This window comes from Methylobacterium sp. J-070 (assembly GCF_022829385.1).
Classification (GTDB): Bacteria; Pseudomonadota; Alphaproteobacteria; order Rhizobiales; family Beijerinckiaceae; genus Methylobacterium.
Window position 1 is genome coordinate 49,863 of the sequence record NZ_JAKSXX010000290.1, and the last position, 19,833, is coordinate 69,695.

Here is a 19,833-nt window from a genome sequence, read left to right on the forward strand (position 1 = left end):
CGCAGGCGGCTGAAACCGACGTGTCCGAACACGAGGCCGCGATCCTCGAAGCGGCCGCGCGCGCCCACATCGCCGGCGCGCCGCGCATCGTGGCCGATGAGGAGCCGGCGCCGCTTCCCCGCGCCGATCGCGCCAAGGCGTTCCTGCGCAGCATGTTCCGCCTCGCCATCGAGCGCTCGCACATGCGCGTCGCCCTGGTCGGGCTGGTCTTCGTCGCGGTGTTCGGGACGATCTCGGCCAAGCTCCTGATGATGGCGATCTTCGGCGATCCGCCCAGCCAGGAGCACCGGGTCGCGGCGGCCTCCTCCACGGCGTTCCGGCCCGACATCGTCGACCGCAACGGCGAGATCCTGGCCACCGACATCCGCACGGTCTCGGTCTTCGCCGAGCCCGGCAACATCTACGACAAGGACGAGGCGGTCGAGCTGCTCACCGCCGTCCTGCCGGAACTCAACGCCTCGGAGCTGCGCGCCAAGCTGTCCTCGCGCAAGGGCCGGAGCGGTGCGGGCTTCGTCTGGGTGAAGCGCGAGCTGACCCCGAAGCAGCAGGCCGAGGTCCATCGCCTCGGCATCCCCGGCATCGGCTTCCTGCCCGACCACAAGCGGGTCTACCCGAACGGCACCGCCGCCGCCCACATCCTGGGTGCCACCAACCTCGACGGCGTCGGCATCGCCGGGATCGAGAAGTACATCGATTCCACCGGCCTTCAGGCGCTCAACAGCTTCGGCCTCGTGAGCAAGCAGGCCGACCTCAAGCCGGTGCAGCTGTCCATCGACCTGCGCGCCCAGTTCGCGGTGCGCGACGAGCTGGCCTGGGGCATCGACCACTTCAAGGCCAAGGCCGGCGCCTCGATGATCCTCGACGTGAAGACCGGCGAGGTCATCGCCCTGGTCTCGATGCCGGACTTCGACCCGAACGACCCGAAGGACGCGCTCTCGCCCGACCGGATCAACCGGATGAATGTCGGCGTCTACGAGATGGGCTCGACCTTCAAGGCGATGACCCTCGCCATGGCGCTGGATTCCGGCAAGTACAACGTCAACTCGACCTTCGACACCCGGGGCGGCGTGCTGAACTGGGGCCGCCAGAAGATCCACGAGTATCACGGCACCAACCGGGTCATCACCATGCCGGAGGTGTTCACGCATTCCTCGAACATCGGCTCGGCCAAGATGGCGCTCGGAGTCGGCGTGCCCGGCCACAAGGCGTTCCTGAAGCGGATGGGCCTGCTCGACCGCCTGCGCACCGAACTGCCCGAGAGCGCGGCCCCGATCGTCCCGTCGCGCTGGACGGAGATCAACACGATCACCATCGCGTTCGGCCACGGCATCGCGGTGGCGCCGATCCAGGCCGCGTCCGCGGTGGCGGCGATCGCCAACGGCGGCGACCTGATCACGCCGACCTTCCTGAAGGCGAACCCCGACGACAAGGCGCGGTCCACGCACGTCCTGTCGGCCCAGACCTCCGAGGCGATGCGCTACATCATGCGCCTCAACGCGTCCGAGGGCTCGGCCAAGAAGGCCGCGATCCCGTATTACTTCGTGGGCGGAAAGACCGGCACGGCCGAGAAGGTGATCGGCGGCCGGTACATCCACAACCGCCTGTTCACGACCTTCATGGCGGCGGCGCCGATGAACGACCCGAAATACCTGTTCGTCACGATCATGGACGAGCCGCAGGGCCTGCCGGAATCCGGCGGCTACGCCACCGCGGCCTGGAATGCCGGCGTGGTCACCGGCAAGGTGATCGAGCGCGTCGCGCCGATCCTCGGGCTGCCGCCGCAATTCGAGCCGCCGGAGAGGCCGTTCCCCCAGATGGTCAAGCTCAACGCCTACCACGTCAACCAGCTCGGCGGCCCGTGAGGGCGGATCGATGAGCGCCCGGCTCGCCGATCTCTTCCCCGAAGCCGCCGGCCCGGCCGCGGACCGGCTGGTCTCGGACCTCACGGCCGACAGCCGCCAGGTCGCCACCGGCACCGTGTTCGTCGCCGTGCCGGGCACGAAGGCCGACGGGCGCCGGTTCGCCGCGCAGGCGGCGCAGCGGGGCGCCGTGGCGGTGGCCGGGGAGGGGACGCGGCCGGCCGACCTGCCGGACGCGGTGGCCTGGATCGCGGTCGCGGATGCGCGCCGGGCCCTGGCACTCGCCGCCGCGCGCCTCGCCGGCCGCCAGCCCGAGACCGTGGTGGCGGTCACCGGCACCGCCGGCAAGAGTTCGGTGGCCGACTTCGTGCGCCAGATCCTGGCGCGTCTCGGCCGGGACGCCGCGAGCCTCGGCACCGTCGGCATCGTCAGCAACCGCGGCGCGCAGTACGGCTCTCTGACCACCCCCGATCCGGTGACGCTGCACGAGACCCTGGCGCGGCTCGCCGCCGAGGGCGTCACGGAGCTCGCCATGGAGGCGTCCTCCCACGGGATCGAGCAGCGCCGCCTCGACGGCGTGCGGATCTCCGCGGCGGGCTTCACCAACCTCGGCCGCGACCACCTCGACTATCACGCGAGCATCGAGGAGTATCTCGCGGCCAAGCTTAGGCTTTTCACCGATCTGCTGCCGCCCGGCTGCCCGGCGGTCGTCAACGCCGACGGCGCCTATGCGGACCGGGTGATCGCCGCGGCCGAAGGGGCCGGGCGGCCGGTCCGCACCGTGGGACGCGCCGGCCGGGATCTGCGGGTCGACTCCGTCCGGACGGAGGGTTTCGCGCAGGCCGTGCGGCTCGTCTTCGAGGACCGCACCCGGGAGCTGCGGCTGCCGCTCGTGGGCGAGTTCCAGGTCGAGAATGCCCTCGTCGCCGCGGGCCTCGCCCTCGCGACCCCTCCCGGTGCCGCGGATCCCGACGGCGTCTTCGCCGCCCTCGACCATCTCACCGGCGTGCCCGGCCGCATGGAGCGGATCGGCGAGGTGCGGGGCGGCCTCTGCCTCGTCGACTACGCCCACAAGCCCGAGGCGCTGGAGAGCGTGCTGACCGCGCTGCGGCCGTTCGCGACGGGCCGGCTGACCGTCGTCTTCGGCTGCGGCGGCGACCGCGACCGCGGCAAGCGGCCGCTGATGGGGGCGATCGCGCAGCGGCTGGCCGACGCCGTCGTCGTCACGGACGACAACCCCCGGACCGAGGAGCCCGCCGCCATCCGCCAGGCGATCCTGGACGCGGCCCCGGATGCGGAGGAGATCGGCGACCGCGCCGAGGCGATCCGCGCGGCCGTGCGGCGCCTCGGACCCGGCGACGTGCTGGTCGTCGCCGGCAAGGGTCATGAAACCGGCCAGATCGTGGGGGATCGCACGCTGCCGTTCTCGGACCACGCGGTCCTGCGCGCCGCGATCACCGAGACAGCGGTCTGACGGAGACAGGGGCCAACCATGACCGCACTCTGGACCCGCGGGGAGATCGAGGCCGCCACGGGCGGGCGCCTGATCGGCGCGGAGCGCCCGATCGGCGGCGCCTCGATCGACACCCGCACGCTTCAACCGGGCGACCTGTTCTTCGCGATCCGCGGCGAGGCCCGCGACGGCCATGACTTCGTCGCCGACGCTCTCGGCCGCGGGGCCGGGGCCGCGGTGGTGGCGGAGGACCGCGCCGCAGGTCTGGCGGAGCACGGCCCCGTCCTGGCCGCGCCGGCATCGGGTCCCGACCCCGTGCTGACGGCGATGGTCCGCCTCGGCGCGGCCGCCCGCGCCCGGACGAGCGCCCAGGTCGTGGCGGTGACCGGCTCGGTCGGCAAGACGGGAACCAAGGAGGCCCTGCGCCACGTCCTGTCCGGACAGGGCGAGGCCCACGCCTCGGCCGCCTCCTACAACAACCAGTGGGGCGTGCCGCTGACCCTGGCGCGGATGCCCGGATCCACCCGCTACGGCGTGTTCGAGATCGGCATGAACCACGCGGCCGAGATCGTACCGCTCGCCGCCCAGGTCCGGCCCGACGTCGCGCTGATCACCACGGTCGAGCCGGTCCACATCGAGCATTTCGCCTCGCTCGCCGCCATCGCGGACGCCAAGGGCGAGATCTTCTCCGGGATCCGGGCCGGCGGCGTGGCGATCATCAACCGCGACGCCCAGCATTTCGACCGTCTGGTCGCCCACGCGCAGGCGTCCCGGGCGGGTCGGGTGGTCAGCTTCGGCGAGCATCCGCAGGCGGACGTGCGCGCCCAGAGGATCGTGCTGCGCCCCGACCTGTCGGTGGTCGACGCCCTCGTGATGGGTCAGCCCGTGACCTACAAGCTCGGCACGGCGGGCCGGCATGCCGCCCTGAACTCCCTGGGCGTCCTGGCGGTGATCCACGCGCTCGGCGCCGACCTCGCCCAGGCCGCCCTCTCGCTCGGCGGCCTGACGCCGCCGGTCGGGCGCGGCGAGCGCACCGCCCTGGAGATCGGCGGCGGCATCGCCTACCTGATCGACGAGAGCTACAACGCCAACCCCGCCTCGGTGCGCGCGGCCCTGGCGACGCTCGCCGGCATCGAGACCGGTCCGCGGGGGCGGCGCATCGCGGTTTTGGGCGACATGCTCGAACTCGGCGCCGCCGCGGCCGAGATGCATCGCGGCCTCGCCGAGGCCATCGAGGCCGCGCGGATCGACCTGGTCTTCGCGGCCGGCCCCCTGACGCGCCACCTGTTCGAGGCCCTGCCGGTGAGCCGCCGCGGCGGCGTGGCCGACACTGCCGCCGACCTGATCGAGCCGCTCGCCCGGACCCTGCGATCCGGCGACGCCGTGATGGTCAAGGGCTCGAACGGCAGCCGCATGGGCCGGATTGTCGAGGCGCTGAAAGCCCGCTACGCGATCGACCCGACGCGGCGCGCCCTCGCGACCGCCCCCTGACCGCCCCGTGACCGGCACGCCCGCGCGTTCTCCGACGGTCGATGCCGGCCCTGAAACCTGTGCCTGAACAGAGGGGCCGAACGCCCGGATGCTGTATCTTCTCTCGGAACTGAGCGGCACCTTCACGCCGCTCAACGTGTTCCGCTACATCACCTTCCGCACCGGCGGCGCGCTGTTCACGGCGGGCCTGTTCGTGTTCTGGTTCGGTCCCTGGATCATCTCGCTGCTGCGGCTGCGGCAGGGCAAGGGCCAGCCGATCCGCGAGGACGGGCCGCAGACCCACCTGCTGACCAAGCGCGGCACGCCCACCATGGGCGGCCTGATGATCCTGGCGGGCGCCGTGGTGGCGATCCTGCTGTGGGCCAACCCGCGCAACCACTACGTCTGGGTGACGCTGACCGTCACCCTCGGCTTCGGGGCGATCGGCTTCTACGACGACTACCTCAAGGTCACCAAGCAGTCGCACAAGGGCTTCTCGGGCAAGTTCCGCCTCACCCTGGAGGCGGTGATCGCGATGGCGGCCTGCGTGACCATCGCGGTCTATTCGCCGACCACGCTCCAGAACCAGCTCGCCTTCCCGGTGTTCAAGGACGCGCTGCTGAACCTCGGCTGGTTCTATCCCCTGTTCGGGGCCTTCGTGATCGTCGGCGCGGGCAACGCGGTGAACATGACCGACGGGCTCGACGGGCTGGCCATCGTCCCGGTGATGATCGCCTGCGGAACCTTCGGGTTCATCGCCTATCTGGTCGGCAACTCCTTCACCGCGAGCTATCTGCAGGTGAACTACGTCCGCGACACCGGCGAGCTCGCGGTCGTCTGCGGCGCGGTGATCGGGGCCGGGCTCGGCTTCCTCTGGTTCAACGCGCCGCCGGCCCAGATCTTCATGGGCGATACCGGTTCGCTGGCGCTCGGCGGCCTGCTCGGCTCGATCGCGGTGGCGACGAAGCACGAGATCGTCCTGGCGATCGTCGGCGGCCTGTTCGTCCTGGAGATGATGTCGGTGATCATCCAGGTCGCCTCGTTCAAGCTCACCGGCAAGCGCGTCTTCCGCATGGCGCCGATCCACCACCATTTCGAGCAGAAGGGCTGGAAGGAACCGCAGGTGGTCATCCGCTTCTGGATCATCGCGGTGATCCTGGCGCTCGCGGGGCTCGCGACACTGAAACTCCGCTGAAAATCTGTGCTACGTGTCCGCGTACGAAGGCCGATCCCACCCAGGCCCTCATCCTGAGGTGCCGGAGCGTAGCGGAGGCCTCGAAGGAGCCCTCCAGGGATCGCGCGGCCGGCTGGAGGGCTCCTTCGAGGCCCGCATCGCGGTCACCTCAGGATGAGGGTGTGGATGGGAGGAGCGACCGTTCCTTTCGCATCCAGAGCTCTGCATGACACCCGTCACCGTCTTCAAGGACAAGTCCGTCGCGCTGTTCGGTCTCGGCGGCTCCGGCCTCGCCACGGCGCTGGCGCTGCGGGCCGGCGGGGCCGGCGTTCGCGCCTGGGACGACAACGCCGACAGCCGCGCCCGGGCGCAGGAAGCGGGAATCGAGACGCAGGACCTGCGCGCTGCCGACTGGTCCGGGTTCGCCGCCCTCGTCCTCAGTCCGGGCGTGCCCCTGACCCATCCCGAGCCGCACTGGAGCGTCCGGCTCGCCCGGGACGCGGGCGTCGCCATCATCGGCGACATCGAGCTGTTCTGCCGGGAGCGCCGGGCGCTGGCACCGGAGGCGCCGTTCGTGGCCATCACCGGCACCAACGGCAAGTCGACCACCACGGCGCTGATCGCCCACGTCCTCGCCCAGGCGGGCCGCGACGTCGAGATGGGCGGCAATATCGGAACCGCGATCCTGTCCCTGCAGCCGCCCTCCGCCGAGCGCGTCCACGTGATCGAGATGTCGTCGTTCCAGATCGACCTGACGCCCGGCCTCGATCCGAGCGTCGGCGTGCTGATGAACATCACGCCGGACCATCTCGACCGTCACGGCACCATGGAGCAGTACGCGTCCATCAAGGAGCGCCTGATCAGCGGAGCGGCCCTCGCGGTGGTCGGCGTCGACGATGCGCCGAGCCGGGCCATCGCCGACCGGCGCGGCACCGACCTCGTGCGCGTGCACGTGCCCCACGGCGACGTGCTCTGCACCGAAGCGCTGACGGTGCGCGACGGGATCGTCCGCGACACGGACGGGTCGGCGCTCGCCGACGTCAACGGCATCGGTTCGCTGCGGGGCGCCCACAACTGGCAGAACGCGGCCGTTGCCGTGGCGGTGGCCCGGGCGCTGGGGCTCTCGAGCGAGCAGATCCAGGCCGGACTGACCGCGTTCCCCGGCCTGCCGCACCGGATGGAGGAGGTCGGGCGGCGCGGCAACGTGCTGTTCGTCAACGATTCCAAGGCGACGAACGCGGATTCCACCGAGAAGGCGCTCACCGCCTTCCGGGACATCCACTGGATCCTCGGCGGCAAGGCCAAGGACGGCGGCATCTTCCCGCTGGTGCCGTATTTCGAGCGGGTCGCCCACGCCTACCTGATCGGCGCCGCCTCGGACGCCTTCGCGGCGACGCTCGAAGGCGCCGTGCCCTACACGCGCTGCGAGACGCTGGAGGTCGCGGTCCCGCAGGCCGCCGCGAACGCCGCCGCCTCGGGAGCCCCCGAGCCGGTGGTGCTGCTCTCGCCGGCCTGCGCCTCCTACGACCAGTTCCGGAACTTCGAGATCCGCGGGGACCGCTTCCGCGACCTGGTCCGGGCGCTCCCCTGAGGCTCCGCGGGACTCAGCGCGCCAGCACCTTGGCGGCGTCCCGCGTGGTCTCCACCGCCTGGGACACGTCGGCCACCGACTGGACGATCGCCCCGATGTTGCCGGTGATCGCCGAGACCGCCCCGGCGGCGCTCTGCATGTTCTCGGCGAGGTCGCGGGTCACCGCGCTCTGTTCCTCGATGGCGGCCGCGGTGGCCACGACGGTCTCGCGCATCACCGAGACCGAGGCGCCGATGGAGCCGAGCGCGCCGACCACCTCCTGCGAGACGCGCTGCACGCTGGCGATCTCCGCGTTGATCTGTCCGGTGGCGCGGGCCGCCTGATCGGCCAGCGCCTTCACCTCGGAGGCGACGACCGCGAAGCCGCGACCGGCCTCTCCGGCGCGGGCCGCCTCGATCGTGGCGTTCAGCGCCAGCAGGTTGATCTGGCCGGCGATGTTCTGGATCAGGCCGACGATGCCGGTCATCGCGGTGGCGGTGTCGGCGAGCCGCTTGGTGTGGCCGTCGGCGTCCTGCACGCAGGCATACGCGGTATCGGTGGCGCCCTGGGAGCGCACGATGCTCTGCGACATCTCGGTCACGGACGCGGCGAGTTCCTCGGCCGCCGCCGCCACGGTCTGGACGTTGCCGCAGGTTGAATCCGCCGCCGACGAGGCGAGCTGCGCCGCCCGGGTCGACTGCGTCACCGCCTGGTCGATCGCGCCGAAATTCCGGTCGATGAGCGTGCGCAGGTTGGCCAGAAGATGGACCCGCTCGGTGATGTCGGTGGCGAACTTGACCACCTTGTAGGGCCGGCCGGCGGCGTCGAGGATCGGGTTGTAGGACGCCTCGATCCAGACTTCGCGCCCGTTCTTGCCGAGGCGCCGGAACTGGGCCGCCTGATAGGTGCCGTTGCGCAGGCTCGCCCAGAACGTGCGATAGGCCTCGCTCTCGCGATAGGCGGGCTCGACGAACAGGCTGTGATGCTTGCCCACGACCTCCTCACGGAGGTAACCCATCGTGGACAGGAAGTTGTCGTTGACCTCGATCACCGTACCGTCGAGGTCGAAGGCGATCACCGCCTGAACCTTGTGGATCGCGGCGATCTGGCCCGCGCGGTCGGCCTCCTCGGTCCGCTGCCGGGTGATGTCGGTGGCGAACTTCACAACCTTGTACGGGCGGCCCCGGGCATCGAGCATCGGGTTGTAGGACGCCTGGATCCAGATCGGGCGGCCGCCGCGGCCGACCCGCTGGAACTGCCCGGATTCGAACGCGCCGGATCGCAGGTGCTCCCAGAAGGCCCGGTATTCCTGCGACTCCCGCTGGACCGGATCCATGAACAGGCTGTGATGCTGGCCGACGATCTCCGGGAGCGTGTAGCCGACGACGTCGAGGAAGTTTTGGTTCGCCGATAGGATCCGGCCGGCGAGGTCGAACTCGATGATACCCTGGACCCGGTCGAGGGCCGCGAGCTTGGCGTGCGCTTCACGGGCGTTCAGGGCAGCGAACATATCGGGCGTGCTTCCGCGTGGCGGGTCGGCGGTCGCGACGCGGCCTTCAGGATCCGCCGCCGTCCGATCCCGAGATTACACGCCGTAGTTGCATGTTGAATATTAAGATAGCGTGACTTCTGATCAATTTCGATCGAATGAATACACTTCTGCGCAACGCAGGCGCGCGCGGCGCGACGCTGCCGGCGGGCCGAGCCGCGACCCGGATCCGCGCGACGCCGCTGATCGATCATAAGTGTCCGTTTACCATTCCTGCACAGGATCTCGCCGACCCGCGCGGACCGGCATCCGCGCGGCCTGGAGTCGTTGCCCGGCATGATGTCACGCGCGGAACGCACACCCCTGACGGATTGGTGGTGGACGGTGGATCGCGGGCTGCTCGCGGCCCTGTTCGCGCTGATGGTGGCGGGCCTCGTCTTCCTGATGGGCGGCGGACCACCGGTCGCCGAGCGCATCGGCCTGCCGACCTTCTATTTCCTCAACCGGCAGGCGATGTATCTTGCGCCGACCATCGCGCTGATCTGCGCGGTGTCGTTCCTGTCGCTGCGCGGCATCCGGCGGGTCGCCCTGATCACCTGGATCTGCGGCGTCGCCCTGTGCCTCCTGGCGGGGAAGTTCGGCCCCGAGATCAAGGGCGCGCACCGCTGGATCCAGTTCGGGCCGTTCGGCCTGCAGCCGTCCGAGTTCGTCAAGCCGGCCTTCGTGGTGGTGGCCGCCTGGGCGTTTTCCGAAGGCGCGCAGCGCCGCGACATGCCGGGCGGCATCCTGGCGCTGCTGCTGCTGCCGATCACCATCGTGCCGCTGCTGCTGCAGCCCGATTTCGGCCAGACCATGCTGATCACCATGGTGTGGTGCGCGCTGTTCTTCGTGGCCGGCCTGCACCTGATCTGGGTCGCCGTGCTCGGCGCGCTCGGGCTTGGAGGCGTCTTCGCCGCCTACCTGTTCTTCCACCACGTCCGCGAGCGCTTCAACAAGTTCCTCGACCGGGATTCCGGCGGCGGCTTCCAGGACTTCTGGTCGCGGGAATCCTTCCGCTCAGGGGGCTGGTTCGGCACCGGCCCGGGGGAGGGCGTGGCCAAGCGCCATCTGCCCGACGCCCATACCGACTTCATCTTCTCGGTCACCGGCGAGGAGTTCGGCGTGATCGTCTGCCTCTGCCTCGTGGCCCTGTTCGCCTTCATCGTGCTGCGGGGCCTCAAGCTCGCCCGACGCACCGACGACACGTTCTCGCGCCTGGCGATCACCGGCCTGACCACGCTGTTCGGCCTCCAGGCCTGCATCAACATGGCGGTGAACACCCAGCTCATGCCCGCCAAGGGCATGACGCTGCCCTTCGTCTCCTACGGCGGCTCCTCGCTGATCTCCCTGGCGCTGGGGACCGGCTTCCTCGTCGCCCTGACCCGCAAGCGCCCCCGCACGGTGCTGCTCAGCCAGAAGCCCCCCGGCACCGCGCCGGCCACCGTCGCCGGGGTGATGCGGTGACGGTCTTCACCCCGACGATCCTCCTCTGCGCGGGCGGCACCGGCGGCCACCTGTTCCCGGCCGAGAGCCTCGCCCATGCGCTGCGCGCCCGCGGCGTGCGGGTGGCGCTCGCCACCGACGCCCGCGTCGACGCGATCGCGTCCGAGTTCCCGGCCTCGGAGGTGGTGACGATCGCTTCGGCGACGCCCTCGGGGCGCTCGCTCGTGCGGCGCGCGAGCGCCATCCTCACGCTGGGCCGGGGGTTCGGCGTCGCCGCCAAGGAGATCCGGCGGATCAACCCGGCCGCCATCGTGGGTTTCGGTGGCTACCCGACCGTGCCGCCGGTCCTCGCCGGCCAGATCCTGCGGGTGCCGACGGTGCTGCACGAGCAGAACGCCGTGATGGGCCGGGCCAACGCCTTCCTGGCCCGGGGCGCCCGGACCATCGCCACCGGCTTCAAGAACGTGCGCGGCGTGCCCGACACGGCGAAGGCGCCCCGGGTCCATACCGGCAACCCGCTCCGCCCGGCGGTGATCGAGGCGGCGAAGGTCCCGTATCCCGCCTTCGGTGACGGCGATGTTCTGCGGCTCCTCGTGTTCGGCGGCAGCCAGGGCGCCCGGGTCATGGGCGAGGTCGTGCCCGAAGCGGTCGCGCGCCTGCCCGCCGACCTGCGGGCCCGCCTGCACCTCGTCCAGCAGGTCCGGCCGGAGGACCTGACGGCGGTGCAGAACCGCTACCTCGCCATGGGCCTCGCCGGCATCGAGGCGGCGCCGTTCTTCAAGGACCTGCCGGCCCGCATGGCCGCGAGCCACCTGGTGGTGGCACGCTCGGGCGCCTCGACGGTCTCGGAACTCGCCGCGATCGGCCGCCCGTCGATCCTGGTGCCGCTGCCCGGCGCCCTCGACCAGGACCAGGCCGCCAACGCCGCGACCCTCGCAGCCATCGGCGCCGCGCTGGCCGTGAAGCAGTCCGATTTCACCCCGGAGCGCCTCGCGGCGGACCTCACCGACTGCTTCGCGACGCCGGCAAAATTGACCGCGGCGGCCGATGCGGCCAGAAGCGCCGGTATTCTCGACGCCGCCGAGCGGCTGGCCGAGGTCGTCATCGAGACGGCCGCCCGCACCTGATCCTCACGGGATTCCGCACCGGCGGTCCCGCCACCAGACGGTTCGACCCATGAAGCTGCCCGACAAGCTCGGACCCATCCACTTCATCGGCATCGGCGGCATCGGCATGTCCGGGATCGCCGAGGTGATGCACAACCTCGGCTACACGGTGCAGGGGTCGGACGCCTCCGACAACGCCAACGTCCGCCGCCTCGCCGAGAAGGGCATGCGGACCTTCGTGGGTCACGACGCCCAGAACGTCGCGGAGGCGGCCCTGGTGGTCGTCTCGACGGCGATCCAGCGCGACAATCCTGAACTGCAAGCCGCCCGGGAGCGCCGGCTGCCGGTGGTGCGCCGGGCCGAGATGCTGGCCGAGCTGATGCGCTTCAAGTCCTGCGTCGCCATCGCGGGGACGCACGGCAAGACCACCACCACGTCCCTGGTCGCGACGCTGCTCGACGCCGGCAACCTCGACCCGACCGTCATCAACGGCGGCATCATCAACGCCTACGGCACCAATGCCCGCATGGGCGCGGGCGAATGGATGGTGGTGGAGGCCGACGAGTCGGACGGCACGTTCCTGAAGCTGCCGGCGGACGTGGCGATCGTCACCAACATCGACCCCGAGCACCTCGACCATTTCGGCTCGTTCGACGCCATCAAGGACGCGTTCCGGCGCTTCATCGACAACATCCCGTTCTACGGCTTCGCGGTGATGTGCATCGACCACCCGGTGGTGCAGGACCTCGTCGGCCATATCGAGGATCGCCGCATCATCACCTACGGCGAGAACCCGCAGGCGGACGTGCGCCTGATCGACGTCGACCTGCGCGGCGGCCAGAGCCGCTTCCGGGTGATGATCCGCGACCGCCGCCCGGGCTATCGGATGGAGATGGAAGACCTCGTCCTGCCGATGCCGGGCAAGCACAACGCGCTCAACGCCACGGCGGCGCTCGCGGTCGCGCACGAGCTCGGGGTGAAGCCCGAGGCGATCCGCAACGCGCTCGCCGCCTTCGGCGGCGTGAAGCGGCGCTTCACCCGCACCGGCGAGTGGAACGGCGCGACGATCTTCGACGATTACGGGCACCATCCGGTGGAGATCAAGGCGGTGCTCAAGGCCGCCCGCGCCTCCACGGACCACGGGGTGATCGCCATCGTGCAGCCCCACCGCTTCACCCGGTTGCAATCGCTGTTCGACGATTTCTGCACCTGCTTCAACGACGCCGACACGGTGATCGTCGCCCCGGTCTACGCCGCCGGCGAGCCGCCGATCGAGGGTTTCGACCGCGACAGCCTCGTCGCCGGCCTGCGCTCCCGCGGCCACCGCGACGCTCGGGCGCTGGAGCGGCCGGAGGAGCTCGCGGGGATCGTCGCCGACCTCGCCAAGCCCGGCGATTACGTGGTGTGTCTCGGCGCGGGCACCATCACCCAATGGGCCTACGCGCTGCCGGACGAGCTGGCCGCGCGGGGGCGGTGAGGGGATGGCGACGCGTCAGGACGCGTCCGGCATGAGGTCCTCGGCATCGATGCCGAGCGCCCGCGCCAACCGGCGATAGACGGCTGTGTCGACGGTGCGCGCACCCGTCTCGAGCGCGGCAACCTCCTCTTCCGCGAGACCGCAGGCGTCCCCCAGTGCGGCCGTACTTTCGCCCCGGCGCATCCTCCAGAAGGCCAGAGGGCTCGGTGCGGCGCGCAGGGCGTCGAGGTCGGCCTCGCTGAGAAGCTCTTCCGCGCCGGACGCCAAGCGTGCCGCCGAATCGTCGATAAGGCGGGCGTCGAGTGTGTCTTCCACCAAGTCGCGCAGACGCTCGAATTCGGCTTCGGGGAGAATTACGATCGCCTCTCCGGAGGGCGTCCTGGTTCTGACGATCGTCACGGGCGAGGTCCTAATCGTAGATCGGGCTTCGCGGGCCGACCGCATGCACAATGATCCGATCGGGCTCGATGGTGAAGATGGCCCGCCAGTCGCCGACACGCAGGCGCAGCCGCTTACCGTCGCCTTTGAGCGCCTTCACGTTGTTGGCGAGGCTTCCGGGATCGCGCGCATAGAGACGCAGCTACTCGCGGATCAGATCCTCGGCGTCCTTCGGCAAACGGCTGAGGCTTCGCGCTGCGGTGCGTGTGAAGACCAGAGACTTGCCCGCGTCCCCATCCATCGCCTCGCGATTCCCTCACGCAAGCCGGTTCTGCCGGCGCGAAGCTTAGCATGACCGCATCCCTCCACGACCGCATCCGCGCCGCCGCATCCGACCTGCGCGGGCGCCTGCTCGCCGACCAGCCGCTCGCCGACCTCACGTGGTTCCGCGTCGGCGGCCCGGCCGAGGTGCTGTTCACCCCGGCCGACGAAGAGGACCTCGCGCGCCTCCTCGCCGCCCTCGAACCGGACGTGCCGGTGACGGTGATCGGCCTCGGCTCCAATCTCATCGTCCGCGACGGCGGCGTGCCCGGCGTGGTGATCCGCCTCGGCGGCAAGGCCTTCGGCACCATCGCGGTCGACGGCGACACGCTGACGGTCGGCACCGCCGTGCCCGACATGCGCCTCGCCAAGACGGCCGCGGAGGCCGGGCTCGACGGGCTCGCCTTCTATCGCGGCATCCCGGGCTCGATCGGCGGGGCGCTGCGCATGAACGCCGGCGCCCATGGCGGCGAGACCACCGACGTGCTGGTGGAGGCCCGCGGCGTCGACCGCCGGGGCGCGCTTCTCAGCTTCAGCCACGCCGAGATGGGCTTCTCCTACCGGCATTCCGATGCGCCAGAGGACGTGATCTTCACCCGCGCCCTGTTCCGCGGGACACCGGGGGACCGCGCCACCATCGAGGCCGAGATGGAGCGGGTCACGGCCGCCCGGGAGGCGGCCCAGCCGATCCGCGAGCGCACCGGCGGCTCGACCTTCGCCAATCCAGAGGGCGGCAAGGCCTGGCAGCTGATCGACGCCGCCGGCTGCCGGGGCCTGACCCGGGGCGGCGCCCAGGTCTCGCCGATGCATTGCAACTTCCTGATCAACACCGGCGGCGCCACGGCGGCCGACATCGAGGGGCTGGGCGAGGAGGTCCGCCGCCGGGTGCGCGAGACGAGCGGGGTCGAGCTGCGCTGGGAGATCCGAAGGATCGGCATGATCGCGCCATCCGCAAGTCGGTAGGACGTAAGTTCGGCGGCGGAGGGGATGGCAGGCCGGATCGTTAACCGTCACGACGCCGCCAGGACGCACGGCCTGCCGCTACCCTGCGGGGTGGAGCCTATCGTGGCGGGATCATCCGTGGGTGCGGTCCCCCTGCGCGCCGGGCGTTCGCACCCGCCCCGGATCCCCGCCACGGAGGTCTGAACCTTCGGCCGACAAGTGCTTGCAGGACCTACGATATAGCCAGCCGCGGGCCGGCCTGCAGGGTGAAGGGCGGCAGGGCGCCCGGCGTGATCGCGGTCGAGGCTGCCACGGGAGACCGGTACGACCACGACGCGAAAGTCGCGCCCGGAGGCTCGCTCCCCGTCCCGCCGGCCGAACTTAAACCAAATGTTTACCAGCGTGTCCAAGAACTGTCGTTAACGGCGCATCAAGCACTGGGCTGCCGGGGCGTCAGCCGTGCCGACCTTCGCTACGACGACTCGCCGGGTGGAACCGGCCGACTCGTGGTGCTGGAGGTCAACACGCAACCCGGCATGACCCAGACGAGCCTTGTGCCGGAGATGGCGGCCCATGCGGGCCTGAGTTTCGGTGAGCTCGTCCGATGGATGGTGGAGGACGCATCTCTGAACCGCTGAGCGGCGCGCACGCTGCCGGTCGCGGCCTGCCCGCGCGCCTCGTCGGCGCCGCGCTGGACCGGCTCACCGGCCGCCGCACCCGCGCGCTGTCGGTCCGCCGGGCCCGCTCCGGCCAGCGCATGAACGAGCGCCTGCCGCGGGGCCTCGGGATGGTCGGCGTCTCCGCAGCCTTCGCCGCCGTGGCGCTCGCGGGCTTCGTCGCGAGCGGGCGCTACGATGCCTTCGTGGCCGATCAGGGCCGCCCCCTCGACATCGCCGCCCGGCTCGCCGGATTCGGGGTCGAGCGGGTCACCATCTCGGGCATCTCCCGGATGTACGAGCGTGAAGTGCTGGCGGCCGCCGGCATCGACTGGCGCTCCTCCGTCCCGTTCCTGGACGTCGGCGCGGTCCGCGAGAAGCTGCTGCGCGTGCCCCTGATCGCCCAGGCCTCGGTCCGCAAGATCTACCCGAACGAGATCGCCATCACCCAGGTGGAGCGCGAGCCCGCCGCCCTCTGGCAGAAGAACGGGGAGCTGAGCGTCATCGCCGCCGACGGAACCGTCATCGACGCCATGCGCGACGACCGCTACGCCAGCCTGCCCCTGGTCGTCGGCGAGAACGCCAACACCAAGCTGCCGGAATACCTGGCCCTCGTCGCCGCCGCCGGGCCGCTCGCCGAGCGGATCAAGGCCGGCACCTACGTGTCCGGGCGGCGCTGGACCCTGAAGCTCGACGGCGTCGACGTGCGCCTGCCCGAGGTCGATCCGGCGGCGGCGCTTGCCCGCCTCGTCCGGTTCGAGCGCGAGGCCGGACTGCTCGAGAAGGACATCATCGCGGTGGACCTGCGCATGCCGGACCGCCTCGTGGTGCGCCTGACCGAGGAGGCGGCCGCCGCCCGCGCGGAATCCCAGAAGGCGAAGAAGAAGGGCGCGGCCAGCTGATGCCCTTCCTCGTGATCTCCGCCCGTCCCGAACCCCGCGTCCGGTAGCGTCAATGCACAGCCAACACGGCCTCACGCCGCGCCTGAAGCCGCTCTCGGCCCGACGCTCGACCACCCTCTCGGTGCTCGACATCGGCACGAGCAAGGTGGTCTGCCTCATCGCCGAGCTGCAGCCCGCCGAGGCGCTCACGACGCTCCGGGGCCGCACCCACCTGGCCCGCATCATCGGAATCGGCCATCAGCGCTCGCTCGGCCTCAAGGGCGGCGCCATCGTCGACCTCGCCGCCGCCGAGGGCGCGATCCGTCAGGCGGTGCACGCCGCCGAGCGGATGGCCAAGGTCGAGGTCCAGTCGGTCATCGTCAACATGTCGGGGGGCCGCCTCGCCTCGCAGCATTTCCAGGCGCGGGTGAACGTCCGCTCCGGCACCGTCACCGGCAGCGACGTCGAGCGGGTGCTCGAGACGGCCAGCGCCCACGGGGTCAGCCCCGGCCGGGCGGTGCTGCACGCGTTGCCCACCGGCTACGCGCTGGACGGGCAGGGCGCGGTGATCGACCCGTCGGGCATGATCGGCGAGGCGCTGAGCGTCGACCTCCACGTGGTCACCAGCGAACTCGCCGCCGCCCGCAACGTCATGCTGGCGGTGGAGCATTGCCACCTCGGGGTCGAGGCGGTGATCGCCACGCCCTACGCGGCCGGCCTCTCCGCCCTCGTCGACGACGAGGCCGAGATGGGCGTCTGCGTCGTCGACATGGGCGGAGGCACGACCAGCGTCGGCGTGTTCTCGGGCGGCCACCTCGTGCACGTGGATGCCGTGGCGGTGGGCGGCCACCACGTCACCATGGACATCGCCCGCGGCCTCTCCACCCGCATGGCGGCGGCGGAGCGGCTGAAGACGCTCTACGGCTCGGCCCTCTCCACCCCCTCCGACGAGCGCGACATGATCGCGGTGCACGGGGTCGGCGAGGACGAGGGCGAGGCCCCGGCCCACATCCCGCGCTCGCAGCTCGTGCGGATCATCAAGCCCCGCGTCGAGGAGGTGGTCGAGCTGGTGCGCGACCGCCTGCGCGATGCCGGCTTCGCCGCCCAGGCAGGTCGGCGCGTGGTGCTCACCGGCGGCGCCAGCCAGCTCGTCGGCCTGCCCGAGGTCGCCCGGCGTGTCCTCCAGGGTCAGGTGCGGATCGGCCGGCCGCTGGGGATCCGCGGCCTGCCGGAGGCGGCCAAGGGTCCGGCCTTCTCGGCCGCCGTCGGCCTGCTGGTCTACCCGCAGGTCGCGCATGCCGAGCACTTCGAGCCGCGCGGGCACGGCGCCTTCGCGGCGACCGGGACCGACAACTACTTCCGGCGGGTCGGCCGCTGGCTGCAGGACAGCTTCTAAGTTCTCGCATCCGCCTCTGGCGGGTGCGTCGAAGAGAATCCGGCGCCGCGGCGCTGCACGGAAAGCAGAGTAAGCGAGAGGCTCGACACCATGGCCATTACCCTCCAGGCGCCGGACATCCGGGAACTCAAGCCCCGCATCACCGTCTTCGGCGTCGGCGGCGCCGGCGGCAACGCCGTCAACAACATGATCGAGTCGGGCCTTCTGGGCTGCGAGTTCGTCGTGGCGAACACCGACGCGCAGGCGCTGACCTCCTCGAAGGCCGAGCGCGTCATCCAGATGGGCCTGGGCGTGACCCAGGGCCTCGGCGCCGGCTCGCACCCGGAGGTCGGCTCCGCGGCCGCCGACGAGGTGATCGACGAGATCCGGGATCAGCTCTCGGGCGCCCACATGTGCTTCATCACCGCCGGCATGGGTGGCGGCACCGGCACCGGCGCCGCGCCCGTCATCGCCCGGGCCGCCCGCGACATGGGCATCCTGACGGTCGGCGTCGTGACCAAGCCGTTCCAGTTCGAAGGCGTCCGCCGGATGCGCACCGCCGAATCCGGCATCCAGGACCTGCAGGCCGCGGTCGATACGCTGATCGTGATCCCCAACCAGAACCTGTTCCGGGTCGCCAACGAGAAGACCACCTTCGCGGACGCCTTCGCGATGGCCGATCAGGTGCTCTACTCGGGCGTCGCCTGCATCACCGACCTCATGGTGAAGGAGGGTCTCATCAACCTCGACTTCGCCGACGTCCGGGCGATCATGCGCGGCATGGGCAAGGCCATGATGGGCACCGGCGAGGCGTCGGGCGAGAAGCGCGCCAACCGCGCCGCCGAGGCGGCCATCGCCAACCCGCTCCTCGACGACGTCTCCATGAAGGGCGCCCGCGGCCTGCTGATCTCGATCACCGGCGGCTCGGACCTGACCCTGTACGAGCTCGACGAGGCGGCCACCCGCATCCGCGAGGAGGTCGATCAGGACGCCAACATCATCCTGGGCGCCACCTTCGACGAGAGCCTGGACGGCATCATCCGCGTGTCGGTGGTCGCCACCGGCATCGAGCCGCTGCTGATCTCGGCCAACTCGCCGAACAACCCGGCCATCGCAGAGACCGAGCAGCGCATCGCCGAGGTCGCCGAGCGCCTGCGCGCCGAGGCCCGCGCCCGCGCGGCCTCGCCGGTGCCGAGCATCCGGACCGAGCACGTCGCTCCGGCGCCGAGCCCCGCCCCGATGCCGTCCGCGCCGCAGGCGGGCTTCGAGATGCGGCCGGAGCCGCGCCCGGCCCACTACGAGGCCCCCGCGCCGGTCAACCGCGACGACGTCGTCCTGGCCCCCGCCCAGCCGCGCGCCGCCGCGCCGTTCGTCCCGGCCCCCGCGCCCCTGCCGGCCGAGCCCGCGCAGACGCTCCAGGCCGGTCCGTTCGTCCCGCCGCGCCCGGCGGCCCCGGCCGGGACGCCCCTCGCCCGCGCCCCGCGGATGCCGCAGATCCACGAGCTGCCGCCGATCGCCCAGACCCAGATCATGGCGAGCCGCGCCGCCGAGGAGCCCGCCCCCGAGTCCAAGCGCACCTCGCTGCTCCGCCGGCTCGCGACCCTGGGGACCGGCGGCCGGCGCGACGAGCTGGAGAACGCCCCCGCGGCTCGGACCGCGCCCCCCGCGGCTGCGCAGCCGCAGATGGCCCAGCCCCATCTCCAGCCCCCCGCGCCGCCGGCGCCGCGCGCTCCGGCCCCGCCGGCGGTGCCGCAGTACCGTCCGGCCCAGGGCAATCTCGACGCCCAGGGCCGGATGGCGCCGCAGACCCGGATGATGGACGACGACCAGCTCGAGATCCCGGCCTTCCTGCGCCGCCAGGCGAACTGAGGGGTCCAGACCTCGATCGGGATGCGGGAGCCGGCGTGGTCCGTCGGCTCCCGCATCGCATGGAAGCAACTCCTGGTTGTCAATTCACGCCGGTTCCGGACGCCTGTGCATGCGGATCGATGCGTTGCGCGGGCTCCGCTGGTGCATCCGCGCCACAGAACGGCCGCGTGTTAGCCACGCATTAACCAACCTTTAAGCCTTTGGTGGAGCAAGCTTTTGCTTCGAAGCCGATGCAAGCGTGTCTGTAACACAGCGTAAGAATCCGTGATTTGGCTGTCCTGTGCGGTGCAGCTATAGAAGCGTCGAGACCGAAGAGACACGCACCGGGATA

General features: G+C 71.2%; 15 protein-coding genes and 1 pseudogene. 13 read left to right on the top strand and 3 right to left on the bottom strand.

The window, feature by feature from the left end; all coding sequences use genetic code 11:
• The first annotated feature begins 20 nt into the window (after positions 1-20).
• The 5 genes from MKL01_RS32270 (at position 21) to murD (ending at position 7,547) form a co-directional block, all read left to right on the top strand.
• Complete coding sequence (locus MKL01_RS32270; RefSeq protein WP_409566397.1) at positions 21-1,862, top strand: peptidoglycan D,D-transpeptidase FtsI family protein; 1,842 nt, start codon at positions 21-23, stop codon at positions 1,860-1,862.
• 10 nt (positions 1,863-1,872) lie between these two features.
• Positions 1,873-3,333, top strand: coding sequence for a UDP-N-acetylmuramoyl-L-alanyl-D-glutamate--2,6-diaminopimelate ligase (locus MKL01_RS32275; protein ID WP_243909250.1), 1,461 nt, complete (start codon positions 1,873-1,875; stop codon positions 3,331-3,333).
• Positions 3,334-3,351: 18 nt separating this feature from the next.
• A complete protein-coding gene (locus MKL01_RS32280) occupies positions 3,352-4,803 on the top strand; it encodes a UDP-N-acetylmuramoylalanyl-D-glutamyl-2,6-diaminopimelate--D-alanyl-D-alanine ligase (RefSeq protein ID WP_243909251.1) in 1,452 nt (483 codons plus the stop codon).
• A gap of 88 nt (positions 4,804-4,891) precedes the next feature.
• Positions 4,892-5,977: a phospho-N-acetylmuramoyl-pentapeptide-transferase gene (gene mraY, locus MKL01_RS32285; RefSeq protein WP_243909252.1), complete on the top strand. Its 1,086-nt coding sequence runs from the start codon at positions 4,892-4,894 to the stop codon at positions 5,975-5,977.
• Between the two features lie 205 nt (positions 5,978-6,182).
• Positions 6,183-7,547, top strand: coding sequence for a UDP-N-acetylmuramoyl-L-alanine--D-glutamate ligase (murD, locus tag MKL01_RS32290; protein WP_243909253.1), 1,365 nt, complete (start codon positions 6,183-6,185; stop codon positions 7,545-7,547).
• A 13-nt stretch (positions 7,548-7,560) separates the two neighbouring features.
• On the opposite strand, the gene MKL01_RS32295 is transcribed toward murD, so the two are convergent.
• On the bottom strand, positions 7,561-9,036 hold the full coding sequence (locus tag MKL01_RS32295; RefSeq protein ID WP_243909254.1) for a PAS domain S-box protein: 1,476 nt from the start codon (positions 9,034-9,036) through the stop codon (positions 7,561-7,563).
• Between the two features lie 315 nt (positions 9,037-9,351).
• On the opposite strand from MKL01_RS32295, the gene MKL01_RS32300 reads away from it, so the two are divergent.
• From MKL01_RS32300 to murC, 3 genes are read left to right on the top strand one after another with little or no spacing between them, the layout of a single operon-like run.
• Complete coding sequence (locus tag MKL01_RS32300; protein WP_243909255.1) at positions 9,352-10,518, top strand: FtsW/RodA/SpoVE family cell cycle protein; 1,167 nt, start codon at positions 9,352-9,354, stop codon at positions 10,516-10,518.
• Positions 10,515-11,624 (top strand): undecaprenyldiphospho-muramoylpentapeptide beta-N-acetylglucosaminyltransferase, encoded by a 1,110-nt coding sequence (gene murG, locus MKL01_RS32305; protein ID WP_243909256.1) that lies wholly within the window; start codon positions 10,515-10,517, stop codon positions 11,622-11,624. The genes MKL01_RS32300 and murG overlap by 4 nt, the downstream gene beginning before the upstream one ends.
• A 49-nt stretch (positions 11,625-11,673) precedes the next feature.
• Positions 11,674-13,080 (top strand): UDP-N-acetylmuramate--L-alanine ligase, encoded by a 1,407-nt coding sequence (gene murC / locus MKL01_RS32310; RefSeq protein WP_243909257.1) that lies wholly within the window; start codon positions 11,674-11,676, stop codon positions 13,078-13,080.
• Positions 13,081-13,095: 15 nt separating this feature from the next.
• On the opposite strand, the gene MKL01_RS32315 is transcribed toward murC, so the two are convergent.
• Together MKL01_RS32315 and MKL01_RS35885 are read right to left on the bottom strand one after the other, a co-directional pair.
• Positions 13,096-13,479 (bottom strand): helix-turn-helix domain-containing protein, encoded by a 384-nt coding sequence (locus MKL01_RS32315; RefSeq protein ID WP_243909258.1) that lies wholly within the window; start codon positions 13,477-13,479, stop codon positions 13,096-13,098.
• A gap of 10 nt (positions 13,480-13,489) precedes the next feature.
• Positions 13,490-13,618: a type II toxin-antitoxin system RelE family toxin gene (locus MKL01_RS35885; protein ID WP_279605030.1), complete on the bottom strand. Its 129-nt coding sequence runs from the start codon at positions 13,616-13,618 to the stop codon at positions 13,490-13,492.
• 191 nt (positions 13,619-13,809) lie between these two features.
• Between MKL01_RS35885 and murB the strand changes: the two genes are divergently transcribed.
• The 5 genes and pseudogenes from murB to ftsZ all read left to right on the top strand — a co-directional run bounded on the left by murB (position 13,810) and on the right by ftsZ (position 19,502).
• Complete coding sequence (murB, locus tag MKL01_RS32320; protein ID WP_243909259.1) at positions 13,810-14,742, top strand: UDP-N-acetylmuramate dehydrogenase; 933 nt, start codon at positions 13,810-13,812, stop codon at positions 14,740-14,742.
• A gap of 30 nt (positions 14,743-14,772) precedes the next feature.
• Positions 14,773-15,359: pseudogene (locus MKL01_RS32325) on the top strand (D-alanine--D-alanine ligase); the annotation flags it as partial.
• Positions 15,326-16,279, top strand: coding sequence for a cell division protein FtsQ/DivIB (locus tag MKL01_RS32330; protein WP_243909261.1), 954 nt, complete (start codon positions 15,326-15,328; stop codon positions 16,277-16,279). The pseudogene MKL01_RS32325 and the gene MKL01_RS32330, both read left to right, overlap by 34 nt.
• A 52-nt stretch (positions 16,280-16,331) precedes the next feature.
• Positions 16,332-17,654: a cell division protein FtsA gene (ftsA, locus tag MKL01_RS32335; RefSeq protein ID WP_243909262.1), complete on the top strand. Its 1,323-nt coding sequence runs from the start codon at positions 16,332-16,334 to the stop codon at positions 17,652-17,654.
• Positions 17,655-17,744: 90 nt separating this feature from the next.
• Complete coding sequence (ftsZ, locus tag MKL01_RS32340) at positions 17,745-19,502, top strand: cell division protein FtsZ (protein WP_243909263.1); 1,758 nt, start codon at positions 17,745-17,747, stop codon at positions 19,500-19,502.
• The last annotated feature ends 331 nt before the right edge of the window (positions 19,503-19,833 follow it).